The following is a 15,884-nucleotide window of genomic DNA, read 5'->3' as shown; positions in this document are numbered from 1 at the left end:
CGCCTAACTACCCTTATAAGTTCCCTCAAAAAATGGAGGAGCCGGCCACATGTCCGAAGCCATAAATGCACCTGTAAAAAAACCATCTCCAGCCTTCCTTAGCCCGACGCCTGATTTCAAAGAGGGTGGCTTATTGCCTGGGGCCCCGGCTGATGTGCTACGTAACTATCGAATTCAACAGGCGGCTTACCAGCCGTTTGAGCAAAAGGCGATGGATGAGGCGCATGCGGCGGGCAAGGTTTACGCGGGTGCACCCTGCATGAAGATCATTACCGTCACTCTTTGCTTTGACGGCACTAACAACCATGAACCGTCAGATAGCAAGGCGCTGCCTTCGACGACGACCAATGTCGCTCGTCTTTACCATGCGAGCCTGGGAGGTTCTGGGAAGGAAGGAGAAGTGCTGGAAGGCTTTTATCGTTATTACATGCAAGGTGTAGGCACCGAGTTCAAAGAAATAGGTGAGTTTGCGCCTGATAATCAGGGCCTGACTGTGTCGGTGGGCGGTGAGAACCGAATCAATTGGGGAATTACCCGCTTGATTGACGCGTTGAAAAGAGCTTCAGGCGACACCTATTTGGATACGGGTGATGCATATGCTCTGGTGCAGAAAATGGGCACCAGCCTCACCGAAGATCTCCTTGGCGCATCAATATTTAAAAACAGCTATGGCCGGCGCAAAGAAGTGCTGGAAGCACCGCTGGCAGCACTTAAAACCCAAATTGATGCCGTCCACGCATCCAAGACCACTCCCGAAATAAAAGCCGTGCGCCTGTTCGTGTACGGTTTTTCACGCGGAGCAGCCGAGGCGCGGGCGTTTGCCAACTGGCTCGAAGCCTTGACCAAGGTCGAGGTAGCAGGCGAAACCTGTTACCTGTTTGCCGGCCTGCCGATCAAGATTGTGTTCCTGGGGCTGTTCGATACCGTGGCGTCGGTGGGCCTGCCGTATCTGGTGCCGTTTGCCGCCGGGCACATGGGCTGGGCCGATGGCAGCCTGCGCTTGAGTGATGACGAAAAGTTCCTTGAGCACTGCGTGCACATGGTGGCGGCCCATGAGCAACGCAGTTGTTTCCCGGTGGATTCGATCCGGCGCAAAGCCAACCCGGATGACCCGATGTGCCCGTCCACCTACCGCAAAGGCACTGCGGAATACATTTACCCCGGTATGCACTCCGATGTCGGTGGCGGTTACCCACCCGGCGATCAGGGGAGGGCATCTGAGGGCGGGCATGAAGTGTTATCGCAGATCGCTTTGCACCATATGTTTGACGAAGCCTATAAGGTCGGCGCTCCCTTGCAAGCGCCTCCAAGAGCTTTCAGCACGGTATTGAAAGATGAACGGCCATGGTTGGTCATGAAAACCGAAACTGAAAGTGAATTCGACGTCGGCCCCACCGTCACCCACCGCTTCAACACCTGGCTGGACGCTATGGACAATGGCCCTCTGGAAGAAGTGATGAAGCGCGAAGCGGGGTTGATTACCGGTTGGCGCATCAGCCGTTACGCCAAGGGGCGGGCCAGTCATACGCAGGCGTACGGCAATGTCACGAAGTACGGCACGGCTAACGACATGACCCGCGATGAAATCACTGCTTTTTCGGCATTACACGCCATGCAGTTGAAGGAGGATGTCGCCATCCTTGCGGGCGATCCTGCGCCTGTCTTGTCCGAGATCCAGCAGGCCACCAAAACAGCCCACGAAGCCACCAAATTGGAATATGAGCTTCGCACCAACACCAAGGAGCCGATCACCTTCAACACCAGCAAGTTGTACGAACCCAACCTGGATTGCCGTCAGTTGCTCAACGGCATGGCCGACTTTCGACGCGATTACGTGCCGGAATGGAACATGACCGCCAGTGAGATTTTCAGTTTTGGCACGCTCATTAATACCGCGCTCGGCGGGTTGGTCTACATGACCAACGAGCAAGATGAAGCGCAGCACTATGCCGACATGCGCCGGGACGGAGAACTCAGCTACGCCAAGCTGTTTGGGGAAAATGGCAAATCACGGAACGACAGCGTGTTGCCGATCATCCGCCTGTTTGATGAACATGTGCACGACTCTCGCGCCTGGTTCATGAATGCGGCCTTGAATGAGCGCGAGATATTCAGTGACTACTTTCGTTATCGCGGGATCTTTTTCGACAATGAGTCCAACAACGAGTTGTCGCTGTTGGTGACCACCGAGCGCGTGGTGGGTGTAGCCATTGCCGTGGCCAGTGTGGGCCTGAGCGTGAAACGCCATGACCCGCGCTTCCTGATGGGGCTGATTATCCCGAGCCTGGGCACCCCGGTGTTTCGCGGCAAGGTGGGTTTGCCGAGCATCACAGCCTTTGACACCGTCACCGGCCGCGCGCTGCCCATGCTGGAAGGGCTGACGTCCATCCGCAACTTCACCAAAGACCCTGGCAGTGCAGTGAAAGCGGTACAGGCCTTGCCATTACCTGCCGCGTTGACGGAGAAAACCGCCATTACGGAGGATCTGATGGCCATCTTCAAAGGCGAAAAAGGCGACCCGTCAGCGACACCCGCGTTGCACCCGGCGCAGGCCGTGCAGAGCGTCGCCTGGCAAGCCCTGACACGCCGCCCCGTCGCAGTGAACGCCGACGATCAAGCCATTGCCGCGTTGATCGGGAGCCATGTGGTGGGCCAGGCGGTCGATTTCGATATTGATTCGTGTGTGTAGAGGCGGTTGCAGCTCGGGCGTGCGCGTAGGGGGCTTGATCGCTGCCTGATAGTCCACCCCGACCCGTTGTTCGGCGTAATGGGCGCGTAATTAGGGCTCCCAAGCCATCACCGTATGCAGAATGACGATGGCTTGTGGCTGGCTCCGCTCGTTAGGGATGTGCTGAGGCGCTTGAAAATTGAAAGCAGGAATTGAACGTAGAAATGCCCCTTGTGTCAGGGGATTTCTACTTTTTCGAAGCTGTTTAGCCGCTACAACATGAGGCCTAAGCCCGTTATGCCTTGCTGTAAAGGGGCTTAAGCTCAGCGGGGTGGGGAGCGTGCTCCGGCACACGACGTTTGGAAATCAACGTATAAATCGACGGCAATACAAACAATGTAAACAACGTGCCCACCACCATGCCCACCACGATCACGATGCCCAGTCCGAAACGGCTGCTGGCACCTGCGCCGCTGGCGAACAGCAGCGGCACCAGGCCCACCACCATCGCTGCGGTGGTCATTAATATCGGCCGCAGGCGAATGCGCGCCGAGCGGATGATGGCGTGGGCCGGTGAGCAGCCGCTGGCCTGTTGCAGTTCGTTGGCAAATTCGACCATCAGGATGCCGTGTTTGCTGATCAGGCCGATCAAGGTCACCAAGCCGATTTGCGTGTAGATGTTGAGCGTCGCCCAGCCCAGCGCCAACGGAATCAAGGCGCCGCAGATCGACAGCGGCACGGTGATGAGGATGATCAGCGGGTCGCGCAGGCTTTCGTACTGCGCGGCCAACACCATGTAGATGACGATGAGGGCGAACAGGAAGGTCAGCATCAGCGCGTTGCCTTCGTGGATAAATTGCCGCGAATCCGATTGCCAGTCATGGCTGAAACTGGCAGGCAGGTGCGCGCTCTGGTTGGCCAGAAAGGCCACCGCTTCGCCCAGGCTCACGCCCGGCGCCGGGATGCCCTGGAAGGTGGCCGAGTTTTGCTGGTTGAACTGTTTGAGGCGGTTGGGCTGGATGTCGCTGTGCAGGCTGACCACGGTGGCGAGCGGCACTTGCACGCCGCGGTCGGTGCTGACGTAAAAGCCATTGAGCGATTGCGGGGTCAGGCGCTGATTGGCCTGGGTCTGCGCGATTACGTCATAGGAGCGGCCCTGCAAGCCAAAACGGTTGGTGTAGTTTTCGCCCACCAGCACCGCCAGGGTGCTGGCGATGTCTTGCAGGCGAATACCCAGGCTGTTGGCCTTGCTGCGGTCGATGCGCACCTCGGTCACCGGGTTGTTGAAGTCCAGGTCGCTGTCGACCACGGCGAACAACCCGCTGGCCCGTGCCTGCTGTTTGATCTCGTGCATGGCCTGATACAGCGCGCGGTAGTCTTCGGTGCTGCGAATCACCAATTGCACCGGCAAGCCACCGGTGGAGGCGGGCAGCGGCGGCATCTGGAAGACGAAGATCGAGTCGCCTTCCACTGCGTCGACAGCCTGTTGCAGCTCGCTTTGAATCTGGACGGCGCTGCGCTCGCGCTTATCCCACTCACTGAAGTTGACCCCGGCAAAACTCGCCGCCACTCCATCCGTGCCGTTGATGATCCAGGTGCTGGTGGTTTCCGGAAGCTTGGCCAGCAGCTCGCTCAATTGGGCGGCGTAGCGCTCCACGAAGTCGAGGTTGGCGTGTTGCGGAGACTTGATCGCCAACAGCAAGTTGCCTTGGTCTTCATTGGGTGCCAACTCTTTATCGGCCTGGCCATAGAGCAACGGCAAGCTGAGCAGCACCAGCCCCCCGAACGCCAGCACCGCACCGCGTGCGCGCAGTGAACGCAACAGACCGCGTTGATAGCGGCGCGATAAACGATCGAAGAAGCGCTCGGCCAATCGACTCATGCGACCTTCGCTTTGGCCGGCGGGCAACAGTTTGGCGCACATTACCGGGGTCAAGGTCAGGGCGATGACGCCCGATACCAGTACCGCTCCGGCGAGGGTCAGGGCGAATTCCTTGAACAGCGCGCCAGTCAGGCCGTTCATCAGCCCGATGGGCATGTACACCGCGGCCAGGGTGATGGTCATGGCAATCACTGGCGAGGCGATTTCCCGCGCGCCGATCAAGGCGGCTTGCAACGGCGCGAGGCCGTCCTTGATGTGGCGGTGAATGTTTTCGGTGACCACAATCGCATCGTCCACCACCAGCCCGATGGCCAGCACCATCGCCAGCAATGTGAGCAGGTTGATGCTGAAGCCGAACAGCGCCATCAGTGCCAGTGCGCCGAGCATCGACAGCGGGATGCTGAGGATCGGAATCAGCACCGTGCGCCACGAGCCCAGGCACAGGAAGATGATCACCACCACGATCAAAATCGCTTCTAGCAAGGTTTCGATCACTTCCAGGATCGAGGCTTCGATAAAGTGCGCGGTCTCGAAGGCCAGCGCCACTTCGACACCGGGCGGCAGGGTTTTCTGGATGTCGGGCAGCAGGCGTTTGATGCCTGCGACGATCAGCAGCGGGTTGCCTTTGGGGGTGGCGTATAGCCCGAGGTGAACGGCGGGCTTGGCGTCCATCAGGGCGCTGGTTTCGTAGGCGGCGGAACCCAGTTCGATCTCGGCGATATCGCGCAGGCGTAGCAGGTGATCGCCGCGATTGCTGATCACCATGTCGCGAAATTCTTCGAGGGTATTGAGGTCGCTGTTGACCTGGATCGACGACACCACGTACTGGCCTTTGATTTGACCGGGCGCCGCCTGAAAGTTGTTGGCACGGATCGCCTGTTCCACCTGATCGGCGCTGATGCCGTGACCCGCCATGCGTTGCGGGTCGAGCCACAGGCGCATCGCCAGGTGTTGGCCGCCAAATGTCTGGACCTTGGCCACGCCTTCAATTGTGGCGAACAAGGGTTGCACCACACGGCTCAGGTAGTCGGTCATGGCCGCCGCCGATAACGTTGTGCTGGCAAACCCCACGTAGGCCACAGCGGTGGCGTCGCCGGCCGAGCGCTCGATGACCGGGTCGTAGGCTTGCTCGGGCAGGCGGTATTTGACCTGGTTAACCTTGGCGATTACCTCGCTGAGTGCCTTGGCCGAGTCTTGGTTGAGGGCCATGCGCAGGGTAATCACGCTGTGGCCCTGGACTGACGACGAGCTGACGTAGTCGACGCCCTCTACCGAGGCCAGCGACTGGTTGATCGGCTGCGTGATAAAGCCTTGCATCAACTCGGCGGGTGCCCCGGGGTAGTCGGTGCTGACCGTGATCACAGAGCTTTCCAGCAGCGGGTACTGACGCACCGGCAAGCCCATGTAGGCTTTAAGCCCCGCCAGCAGGATCATCAAACTGACCACCAGCGCGAGCACCGGGCGGTGGACAAAAATGTCGGTGAACTTCACGGCTGTGTTCCCCCATCGGCCGCGAGAGCGGTGCTGGTAATGGGGTCGATGCTGGCGCCGTCGCTGAGTTTGATTTGGCCTGACGTCACCACTTGATCGCCGGGCGCAACGCCCTGATTGATCACGACCCAGCCATCGCGCCGCTCGCCGGTCTTGACTGACACGCGCCGTACGGTGGGTGCGCTCTGAGCATCGAGGGCCGGTTGTACCAGGTACACGTCCTCGCCGTAGGCGCTGTAGGTCACGGCGGTTTCGGGCAGGCTCAAGGTGTTTTCCGGCATGGCCTGAGGCAGGCGCACGCGGGCGAACATGCGTGGCAGGGCGGCGGCGGGCGGGTCTTGCAGGCGTGCCTGAAGGCTTAAGGTGCGCGAGCTATCCAAAAACGGGTCGACGCTGCTGACCACGGCCGTTAACGGTTGGCCGGGCAGCGCATCAAGCTCAATCAGCAAAGGGCTGCCGGTTTTGAAGTGCGCCATGGCTTGCTCCGGCACGCTGAAGTTGACGTACAGGCCTTGGTTGCCGATCAGGTTGATCAGCGTATCGCCGGGGTTGACGTATTGCCCCACATGCACTTTGCGAATACCCAATGTGCCGGCGAAAGGCGCGCGAATGGTGCGTTGTTCAATCTGCGCCATCAGTTCCTGCAAGGCGCCGCGAGCCGTGGTGTATTGGGCCTGGGCATCGTCCAGTGCCTCGCGCGAAACAGCGTTGGAATGGATCAGTTTTTTCAGGCGATCAAGGCGTACGAAGGCGTTATCGACCAGACCTTGCAACCGCACCTTTTGCCCGCGTTGCGGCGCATCGTTGAGGCGCACCAGCACCTGCCCGCGTTCAACGCGTTGGCCGGACTCAATCGGCAGCTCGACGATGCGCCCACCTACTTCGGCGGGCACGCTGACTTCTTCGACCGCTTCCAGTTCGCCGATGGCTTGCAGATAGCGGGTAAACGGCTGCTGACTGACGGGCGCGACTGCGACCTTGACCGGCGCCGCCACATAACCGGCTGCGGCCGGTTGCCGCGCGTACCACAGGCCCCATGCCACACCGCCAAGTACGAGTCCAGTCATGGCCCAAAGGGTTTTGTGCCGGATTAACGGGCGAGTGCTTGCTGCAACGTGTGCCATGATCTTTTTCCTTAAAGATGCAGTCAGTAAATCGGCCAACAGCCCGGCGTGAGCAGTTCGATGAGGTTGTGGTCGGGGTCGCGAAAATAGATGCTGGAGCCGCCTTTGGGCCACTTGGTTCGGCCTTCGATGGCCACGCCGCTGTCGCGCAGTTTTTGCTCCCAGCCGGGCATGTCATCGGTGTCGATGGCAAAGCACACGTGGATCCAGCCACGGGCATCGTGCGGGGGGATTTCGCCGCCACTCAGGTATTTGGTTTGCCGTGAGGCGCCGCGTTTAAACAGCAGCAAGGTGTTGAGCCCGCCGACGTTGAATGCAACGAGCACGTCGCTTTCGACCATGACCTCCAAATGGAGCGTTTTATAGTAAAAATTTTTCGCTGCTGTAAGATCTTCCACGTAAAGCGCGGTTTCAATAATCCGTTTGAGTTGAAGCATGATGCGCTCCGTATCGGGCAGGTAGTCCCGGATTGGTGAATGACAGGATGGTCATGGTTTTACTGCGCAATATTGATTTGAACCTGTTGGTGGTGCTCGACGCGTTGCTGACTGAAAAACACGTGACCCGTACCGGCGCCCGATTGCATTTGAGCCAACCGGCCATCAGCCATTCGCTGAGCAAGCTGCGGGTACTGCTCGACGATCCGATCCTGATTCGTCAGGGCAGCGAAGTGGTGTTGAGTGCCCTGGCGCAAAACCTTCAGGCACCGCTCAAGGAGATCCTCAGCCAGATCGAAATCCTGCTCGGCAAGTCGATCGACTTCGTGCCGGCCAACTCCCATCGCACATTCCGTTTGGCCATGTCCGACTACGGCGCCGCAATTGTGTTGCCCAAATTGTTGCGCCAATTGCGCGCCCAGGCGCCCAACACCACGCTGGTGGTCACTCAGGACAGCCGTCACGGCATGTTTGAACAGATCGCCCAAGGCAAGATTGATCTGGCATTGGGCGTGTTCCCCCACCTGACAGCAGACATCTCCAGTGAAGTGCTGTTTGAAGAAACGTTTTCTTGCCTGCTGGACCGCAGTACGCTGCCAGCCAGCGGCCAACTGGACTTGGACAATTACCTGCTGCGCCCGCATATTTCGGTGTCGGTGGACGGCTGCACCAATGGTGAAATTGATCGCCTGTTGCGCGCCGAAGGGTTGCAGCGGCGCATTGCGGTCAGCGTTCCCCATTGGCGCACCGCGCCCAGCATGATCAGCAACACCGACCTGATCCTCACGGTGGCCACCCGCACCCTGGACAATGCCCCGCTTGACGATGACCTGGTCAGCCTCAGCCCGCCCTTGCCGATTCCGCCGTTTCCGTTCGTACAGATCTGGCACAACCGTTTTGGTGAAGACCCGGCCCACATCTGGCTGCGTGAGCAAGTCAGGCAAGTGCTGGGTCATGGTGCGCCCGCCACCTGAACCGGCCGCAAGCGCAAGCGCAAATCTTCACCCAGTTGTGTGACGTCAAACAGGGTGAAGTCCAGCGCTTGCTTGAGGTGAACCAGCTCCGGCATGTGCACCAACGGACGTGCCAGATCACCCAGCAGTTTGGGCGCCATATACACCAGCACTTCGTCCACCAGCCCGGCCTTTAGAAAGGCGCCCGCCAAGGTGGGGCCTGCTTCGACCATCACCTCGTGCAGGCCGCGCAGGCTGAGCTGGCACAGCAGTTCATGCAGATCCAGCCCATAGATATCGCCGTCCACACGCAACACTTCAGCGGTGGGCGCCTGGGGTAATGGCGTGTCGTTGTGCAACACATGCAGGCTCGGTGCGCTGGCGTTAAACACTTGCGCCCCGGCCGGCACGCGCGCGCTGCTGTCCAGTACCACGCGCATGGGCGCCACGGCCTCAGGCGATGAAGGTTGGCGCACCGTCAGTAACGGGTCGTCTCCCAACACCGTGCCGCTGCCGGTGATGATGGCCGCACAGCGGGCACGCCAGTGTTGTACATCCATTCGCGCCTTGGGCCCGGTGATCCATTGCGAACGGCCATTACTCAGCGCAGTGCGCCCGTCCAGGCTCATGCCCATTTTCAGCTGCACCCAAGGGCGCTGGCGCTCAATGCTGGAGAGGAAACCTCGGTTCAGCTCACTGGCCGCCTCACGCATCAACCCCACCTTGACCTCGATACCGGCCGCTTTGAGTTCGGCGATACCTTGGCCGTTGACCTGCTTGAACGGGTCTTCGAGGGCCACCATGACTTTACTGATGCCACTTTCAATCAATGCCTGATGGCACGCCCCCGTGCGGCCAACGTGGCTGCACGGCTCCAGCGTGACGTAGGCCGTGGCGCCTTTGGCCAGGGCGCCGGCCTGGCGCAAGGCGAACACTTCTGCGTGCGGGCCACCGGCCCGCCGATGCCAACCTTCGCCCACCACACAATTACCGTGAGCGATCACACAGCCCACCCGAGGGTTGGGCCATGTGGAATGGCTGCCACGTTCGGCCAACGACAGCGCGTGTTGCATGTGCTGAAAGTCGACTTCGGTGAAATAAGTCATGACACTAAATGCCCGCCTGCACGGGCCGCGATCGGGTAAATACGCCCGTCATACGCACTGGCCAGGAAACCATTGCCGTTGGCGGCCTGGGTCAGACAGGATATCCCGCTGGCGGTTGGTTTTTCGAACTTCTCCCAACGGCGGGTGCGCACATCAAACAGGGCTACGGTGCCGCCGTAACTGCCGGTGGCGATCAGGTTCTGATCCTTGGAGATGGCAATGCATTTGATGGAGTGGTGATGCGGTGTCTCGAACACTTCGCTTTCGCCATCACGCCACAGGCGCAGCTTGAGGTCGCGACCGATGCTGGCGAAGCCGCCCTGGATTTGTGTGCAACCGTTGGAGATTCGGTCGTGCGCCTGGTCCAGGTAGGTGTGTTCAGTGAAGTCAGCAATGTTGAAAAAGGCGGCAGCGGCGGTGGCGCACACGCTGAATATGAAGGTCTCGTCAGCGGCAATGCCTTTGATGGCGTTGTTGTGCATGGCCACTTCGGTGAGGAACTCCGGTTGCTGGTGTTGCAGCTTGAAGATCAATGCTTCACCGGTGTACGTACCAATGGCGGCGTGCAACTGGCCATCTTTGATAAACGTGGTGCCACAGTTTAACGGTGAGCGGTGCTGGTAAATGGCCTGGCCGGTGCGTGCATCGAATACGGTGCCCATTTGGCCGCCGGTCAGCACACTGTCACCAAACGGCAGCAAGAAGTTGCACAGGCTGCCAGCCTTGGTGTTGGCGACGCCGTTGACGTGCAGGATGCCCGCGTCGCCGATGCTGAAAATGTCGTCGTTGACCAGTGCGACCGCGTTCAGGCTGATGGCAGGCTCGATGCCGCCCAAGTCCCAGATCTGGGTGCGGAAGTTCCAGGTGGCGTAGCACGAGCCGAAGGTCACGAATGCGATTTGGTCTTCGCCAAGCAGGGCGCAACTGCGTGGCCAGATGATGCTCGGCAGCGAGGTCTCGGCGGTTTTTTCCAGCCGATTGTGGCTGTTCAGGTGCCAGAGCATCACGGAGCGGTCATAGCTGAGGCTGATCAACAGGCGTTGGGCGTCATCCCAAATGATGCGCTTGATACCCGCCGTATGCGCCGGTTGCAGATAAGTGCCTTGAGCGCTGATCAACGATATTTTGCCTTCGTCATCCCCGGCGAAAATGATCCCGTCACGCGACAGGGCCACGGTGTCGGTTTCAACGCCACCCAAGTCGATGATTTCCAGTTGCTCGCCGGTCATTGCATCCCAGCGGCGGATCGAGCCGTCGTCGCTGCTCGACACCAGCGTCGCGCCATCCACCGCCCAGCACACCGAGATCACGTCGGCGGTGTGGCCTTTGAGGATGCGCAGGGTGCGGCCATTGAGATCAAAAATACGCAGGGTATGGTCGCGTGAGCAGGTGGCGATGGTCTGGCCGTCTGGCGAGAAGGCTGCCATTTCGATGTCATCGTCGTGACCAATTAAAACCGCCTTCATGCGCAGGCTCGGGACTTCCCAGACACGCGCGGTGTAATCGCTGCTGGCGCTGACCAGCAGTGTGCCGGTGGGGTTGAACGCACACTGGTTGGCCAGGTGGTCATGCACCACGCGCTGGATGGGGGTTTTGGTTTTTGCGTCCCAGAGAATGACCTGATTGTCATAGCCTGCGGTGGCGACATAGCAATCTTTAAACGTGGCAATACCGCTGATAGGGCCGAAGTGTTTCATGGTTATTCATCCTGAATAATGTAAGCGTGCGTCATGCCGTTGAGTTCACACCTGTATTAACGGCCAGACTTATTTGAACAAGTTGATGTGGTGGTTCTTTTTATTGATCTTGGCTTGTAAATAAGGGCGGTTATGTTGGGTCAAAAAAACACCGGTCGGGATTACGTCGTCGACCTGCACGCCATTGTTTTGCAAGGCGACCACTTTTTCCGGGTTATTGGTGATCACGCGGCAGTGTTGTACGCCCAGGGCTTTCAACATGTTGGCGGCTTCGGTGAAGTCCCGATCGTCCTCCCCGAAGTTCAAATGCTGATTGGCTTCGAACGTGTCCATGCCGGTGTCTTGCAGGCGGTAGGCCTCTAACTTGGCATATAAACCAATCCCGCGGCCTTCTTGGCGCAGGTAAATCAGATAACCGCCTTCTTCGTGCATGCGCTCAATGGACTCGGACAATTGCGGGCCGCAGTCGCAGCGTTGGGAACTGAACACATCCCCGGTGAGGCATTCCGAATGCAAACGCACCAAAGGACTGTTGAGAGAGGCCGGTCCCAGTTTAATAACGATGTGCTCTTTGTCCGCTTCAAGCCCTGTGAAACTGAAGAACGTACCCGGGATACCCGACTCATTCAGATGAATATCAACCTGGTTTCTAACGCGCAGCGGGTTCATAGAATTCCTTTCCTATTAACAGCATTTTTTTATTCGACAGGGTTACAGCGTTTCAGCGAGCCTGAAGCCCATTACATAAATGTCGCGCGGGTATTTGCCATGGCGGCGGCAATTGCGTGCCAAATCACGAAAGCGCGTAAAGCTGCCGCCGCGTGCGATGCGATGCGTGCCTACCACTTGCACCAAGTCATCGTTGATGGCTTTGCCGCCGGGGTAGGGCGCGTAATTGTCCGCCACGTATTCCTCGACATTGCCAGCCATGTCCAGGCAACCAAAAGGCGATGCGCCCAACGGAAACATACCCACGGGGGTGGTGTTGAAAATGGCCATCTCGGCCGTGTTGGCGTGCTCCGGCAAAAAGCGCTCGCCCCACGGAAACTCGAAGTTTTCAGGCCCGGCGCCGGCGTATTCCCACTCAGCTTCAGTCGGCAGGCGAAAAGCGCGCCCTGATCGAGCGCTCAACCATGCCACGTAAGCATCGGCATCTTCGGCCTGCAGCCCGTAGACCGGATGATTCGAACGTTCGACCGGAAACTGCCCAAAGGCCCAGTTATTGGGGATGCGCGGCTGTAGCGAGTCTTCGAGAAAGGCCTTGTATTCGAGGTTGGTCACCGGGTACTTGCCGATCGCATAGCGGGGCAGGTGCAGGGTATGGCGCGGCACTTCTTTTTCAATCCAGCTGCGGTCCAGCCCCAACCCTTGCAGGGTATCCATCACGCCGTCGACTTTGGCTTCATCCAGCCCGGTCTCGATCCAGCCACCTTCAATTGTGATCATTGGCGGGTTAAGCACATCCAGACGCGGGTCCATTGTTTCGGCCAGATAACGCCCGGCCCCCAAGCGCAATGGCAGCGCCACTTCTGCGTCCTCCACGCGACGGCACAGCAGGCTGGCTGGCGCCTGGGTCAATTGCTGCCACTCGGCTAGTGGCAGGGCCAGGCTGAGTCCGGGCTGGAAGTGCTCTTCCAGGCCCATTAATTGGCGGTCCGTCATTTGCGCCGTCAGTGGGCCGTTAAACACCGGCCAGTGAGGAAACGCTTTGGATGGGTTGGCCACGTCGAACTCCAATACAAGTAAAAAGGGTGTCAGAGGGTGCAGACCAGACCGGTTTGCAGGCAGTTGCGCTCAAAGTCACCCCAGTAGCCTTCAGGGAATTTCTGGCGATTGGCTTGGGAGATCAACGGGCGTTGCCAGTGGTAGTCACTGAAACCCGCCTTGCGAATGGCACGTTCGTAGTCTTCGTGGCTCCAGCGGTAAAAGGTGAACTCGCTGGGTGGCGTGGTGACGAACTCTGACGGGCAACGGAAGCCGCCTTCGTGGGCATTTTCACTTTTGACATGTACGCCGTACTTAGTGAAGTTGCCGTCGTCCAGGCGAAAGCTCGGGTCTACGGTGTAGGCGATCAGCTTGCCACCCGCTTGCATGTTGTCGGCCACGGCCTTGAACATGGCGTCCAGTTCGGCGGTGGATTGGGCATAGTTGAACAGCCAGGCGGCGGTAACGCGTTCGAATTGCCCCATCACCGGCATGTCGCACACGTTGGCGACATGAAACTCAATGGCTTCGTTATGCTGTGCCGACTCTTTGCGCGCCAGATCAATCATCGCTGCGGAGATATCGACCCCTACCACGCGGGCGGCTCCCCGCCGATACAGTTCGCGTCCGAAATAACCGTAACCGCACGCCAGGTCTAATACAGACTTGCCTTTGATATCCCCCACCATATGAAAGAACGTCTCGGTTTCAACAGACCGTTGTGAGGCGGTGTCCGTGAACACTTCGAAACGATCGCCAATAGCGTCATACGCAGTAAAAGAACTCATTGCTCACCTATTAAATGTGATTGCTGTTATTAAATGCCGCTGCAATAACCCTGCTCCGGGTCTACAGGTGCACGTCTGGATATTCAACGTTAACTGCGCACGGCAATAAGAAAGCCGGCCAGTACGACACTCACGCCAATGATTTTTTGTACATTGATCGCTTGTTTAGGCAGCCCGACCAAACCGAAATAATCGATCAGTAGCGAGATGGTCAGTTGGCCGACAATCACCGCCATGATGAAGTTGAGAGCCCCCAGGCGTGGCACCAGAATGAGGGCGGCGGTGATATATAAAACCCCGGCAATGCCGCCAAACCAAATCCACCAGGGACCGTCTTGCAGCGCCGTCAGGTTTGGACGGGGGACTTTAAATATCAGCATGACCAGCATAATGGCCACGCCACTGACCAGCAGTGAAACGGCCGTGGCCCACAGCGGATGACCCAATAAAACGCCCAGTTTGGCGTTAGTGCCCGCTTGTAAAGGCACGGCAAAACCTGCCAGTAAACTTAAAACAATAGAAACAAATAAGCTCATGGGCGGGGGTGTCCTTTTTTTTAATCTTTTACGGCGAATGTAAAAGCAGGGCCAATTCTTTGTTCTAATACGCGATATTCGCGCGCTGGATCGCCGTGCTGTAGCCCTTTGGGCATAAGGCGTGTGAGGCCACTGGCTGATCGGACGTGCGCTTGATTAACCCAGAGGTTTACAATCGGCGCACTTGAATGGAGTAACCCTGTGCTGACTCATTTAGATTCTCAAGGCCGCGCCAACATGGTTGATGTCACCGACAAAGCGGTAACAGCCCGTGAGGCCGTGGCACAAGCGGTTGTACGAATGCGTGCTGAAACGCTGGACATGATCGTCAGTGGCGGGCACCCCAAAGGGGATGTGTTTGCCGTTGCGCGGATAGCGGGCATTCAGGCAGCGAAAAAAACCTCCGATTTGATTCCGTTGTGCCATCCGTTGATGCTCACCAGCGTCAAGGTTGAACTCAGCGCTCACGGCACTGACGCGGTACTCGTAGTGGCGCGTTGTAAACTTGCCGGGCAAACCGGCGTCGAGATGGAAGCACTGACCGCAGCCAGCGTTGCCGCTTTGACGATTTATGACATGTGCAAAGCGGTCGACCGCGGCATGACTATCGAAAGCGTGCGCGTGCTGGAGAAACTCGGCGGCAAGAGCGGGCATTTCACGGCGGCTGAGTCATGATAATTAAGGTCAAGTATTTCGCTCGCTACCGCGAAGCCTTGGGGTGCGATCACGAGGAGGTTAAGGGCGAATTTGCCACGATTGAAACACTGCGATCGTGTCTGGTGCAGCGCGGCAGTTATCAGGTTCTGACGGAGGCTAATCTGATGTGCGCGCGTAACGAAGAGTTGTGCAAACCTGATGAGCCGCTAGTCGATGGCGATGAGGTAGCTTTTTTTCCGCCAGTGACGGGGGGCTGATGCACATGACCATTCGAGTTCAGGCAGCGGCCTTTGACCCGGGCGCCGAAGTGAATGCCATGCATGCCGCCAACGCGGGTGTAGGCGCTGTGGTGAGCTTTGTCGGCTACGTGCGCGACTTCAATGACGGGCGCGACGTGGCGGGTATGTTTCTGGAGCACTACCCTGGCATGACCGAAAAAGCGCTGGGCAAGATTGTCGTCGAAGCTCAACAACGGTGGCCGCTGCTCAAACTCCACGTATTGCATCGGATTGGGGCGCTGGAGCCGGGCGAACCTATTGTGTTTGTCGGGGTGGCGAGCGCTCATCGCCAAGCGGCGTTCGACGCGTGTGCGTTTGTGATGGACTACCTGAAAACCCGCGCACCCTTCTGGAAAAAAGAACACACCGCTGACGGCCCGCGCTGGGTAGAAGGGCGGGCTAGCGATCACGCCGCGGCGGATCGCTGGGCGTAACGTCAAACCCGCGCGATCGATTAAATAGATCCGTTTCTTTTAAAGGTTTCAGAATCCTCCTACGCATGATCATCAGGCTTATCCGTTAGCGTCAGCGCCTCTGTTTCAGAGGAGTCACGGATGTCTACC

At 58.5% G+C, this 15,884-nt stretch carries 14 protein-coding genes; 5 read left to right on the top strand and 9 right to left on the bottom strand.

The window, feature by feature from the left end; translation table 11 throughout:
- The first annotated feature begins 49 nt into the window (after window positions 1-49).
- On the top strand, window positions 50-2,689 hold the full coding sequence (locus AP059_RS00765; protein ID WP_082706716.1) for a T6SS phospholipase effector Tle1-like catalytic domain-containing protein: 2,640 nt from the start codon (window positions 50-52) through the stop codon (window positions 2,687-2,689).
- Between the two features lie 274 nt (window positions 2,690-2,963).
- Here AP059_RS00765 and AP059_RS00760 read toward each other — a convergent pair whose 3' ends face one another.
- The 3 genes from AP059_RS00760 to AP059_RS00750 are packed head-to-tail and all read right to left on the bottom strand — an operon-like array spanning window position 2,964 to window position 7,602.
- Entirely contained in the window at window positions 2,964-6,041 is a 3,078-nt protein-coding gene (locus AP059_RS00760) for a MexW/MexI family multidrug efflux RND transporter permease subunit (protein ID WP_059761459.1), read from the bottom strand.
- Window positions 6,038-7,165 (bottom strand): efflux RND transporter periplasmic adaptor subunit, encoded by a 1,128-nt coding sequence (locus AP059_RS00755; RefSeq protein WP_059761458.1) that lies wholly within the window; start codon window positions 7,163-7,165, stop codon window positions 6,038-6,040. Before AP059_RS00755 ends, AP059_RS00760 begins: the two co-directional genes overlap by 4 nt.
- A gap of 23 nt (window positions 7,166-7,188) precedes the next feature.
- Entirely contained in the window at window positions 7,189-7,602 is a 414-nt protein-coding gene (locus AP059_RS00750) for a VOC family protein (protein WP_059761457.1), read from the bottom strand.
- A gap of 47 nt (window positions 7,603-7,649) precedes the next feature.
- Here AP059_RS00750 and AP059_RS00745 point away from each other — a divergent pair, with 47 nt between their 5' ends.
- A complete protein-coding gene (locus AP059_RS00745; RefSeq protein ID WP_059761456.1) occupies window positions 7,650-8,576 on the top strand; it encodes a LysR family transcriptional regulator in 927 nt (308 codons plus the stop codon).
- Here the strand turns inward: AP059_RS00745 and ribD are convergent.
- The 6 genes from ribD to AP059_RS00715 form a co-directional block, all read right to left on the bottom strand.
- Complete coding sequence (ribD, locus tag AP059_RS00740) at window positions 8,555-9,661, bottom strand: bifunctional diaminohydroxyphosphoribosylaminopyrimidine deaminase/5-amino-6-(5-phosphoribosylamino)uracil reductase RibD (protein WP_059761455.1); 1,107 nt, start codon at window positions 9,659-9,661, stop codon at window positions 8,555-8,557. The two genes, AP059_RS00745 and ribD, sit on opposite strands and share 22 nt — an antisense overlap.
- A complete protein-coding gene (locus AP059_RS00735; RefSeq protein WP_059761454.1) occupies window positions 9,658-11,358 on the bottom strand; it encodes a WD40 repeat domain-containing protein in 1,701 nt (566 codons plus the stop codon). The genes ribD and AP059_RS00735 overlap by 4 nt, the downstream gene beginning before the upstream one ends.
- A gap of 69 nt (window positions 11,359-11,427) precedes the next feature.
- Window positions 11,428-12,027: a GTP cyclohydrolase II gene (locus tag AP059_RS00730; RefSeq protein WP_059761453.1), complete on the bottom strand. Its 600-nt coding sequence runs from the start codon at window positions 12,025-12,027 to the stop codon at window positions 11,428-11,430.
- Between the two features lie 42 nt (window positions 12,028-12,069).
- On the bottom strand, window positions 12,070-13,020 hold the full coding sequence (locus AP059_RS00725) for a formylglycine-generating enzyme family protein (RefSeq protein ID WP_059761462.1): 951 nt from the start codon (window positions 13,018-13,020) through the stop codon (window positions 12,070-12,072).
- 92 nt (window positions 13,021-13,112) lie between these two features.
- Complete coding sequence (locus AP059_RS00720) at window positions 13,113-13,850, bottom strand: class I SAM-dependent methyltransferase (protein WP_059761452.1); 738 nt, start codon at window positions 13,848-13,850, stop codon at window positions 13,113-13,115.
- 89 nt (window positions 13,851-13,939) lie between these two features.
- Window positions 13,940-14,386, bottom strand: a complete 447-nt coding sequence (locus tag AP059_RS00715; protein WP_059761451.1) for a DMT family transporter — start codon at window positions 14,384-14,386, stop codon at window positions 13,940-13,942.
- Between the two features lie 201 nt (window positions 14,387-14,587).
- On the opposite strand from AP059_RS00715, the gene moaC reads away from it, so the two are divergent.
- Genes moaC through moaE form a run of 3 tightly spaced genes read left to right on the top strand, consistent with a single transcriptional unit; the run spans window position 14,588 to window position 15,755 of the window.
- Window positions 14,588-15,061, top strand: a complete 474-nt coding sequence (gene moaC / locus AP059_RS00710) for a cyclic pyranopterin monophosphate synthase MoaC (RefSeq protein WP_059761450.1) — start codon at window positions 14,588-14,590, stop codon at window positions 15,059-15,061.
- Window positions 15,058-15,300 carry a molybdopterin converting factor subunit 1 gene (moaD, locus tag AP059_RS00705; RefSeq protein ID WP_059761449.1) on the top strand — a complete coding sequence of 81 codons (243 nt, stop codon included), beginning with the start codon at window positions 15,058-15,060 and terminating at the stop codon, window positions 15,298-15,300. The genes moaC and moaD overlap by 4 nt, the downstream gene beginning before the upstream one ends.
- Window positions 15,301-15,305: 5 nt before the next feature.
- Window positions 15,306-15,755, top strand: a complete 450-nt coding sequence (gene moaE, locus AP059_RS00700; RefSeq protein WP_059761461.1) for a molybdopterin synthase catalytic subunit MoaE — start codon at window positions 15,306-15,308, stop codon at window positions 15,753-15,755.
- Window positions 15,756-15,884: the final 129 nt, after the last annotated feature.

The organism is Pseudomonas sp. TAA207, assembly GCF_001529285.1.
Classification (GTDB): Bacteria; Pseudomonadota; Gammaproteobacteria; order Pseudomonadales; family Pseudomonadaceae; genus Aquipseudomonas; species Aquipseudomonas weihenstephanensis.
This window is presented reverse-complemented; position numbering and strand designations above follow the sequence as displayed.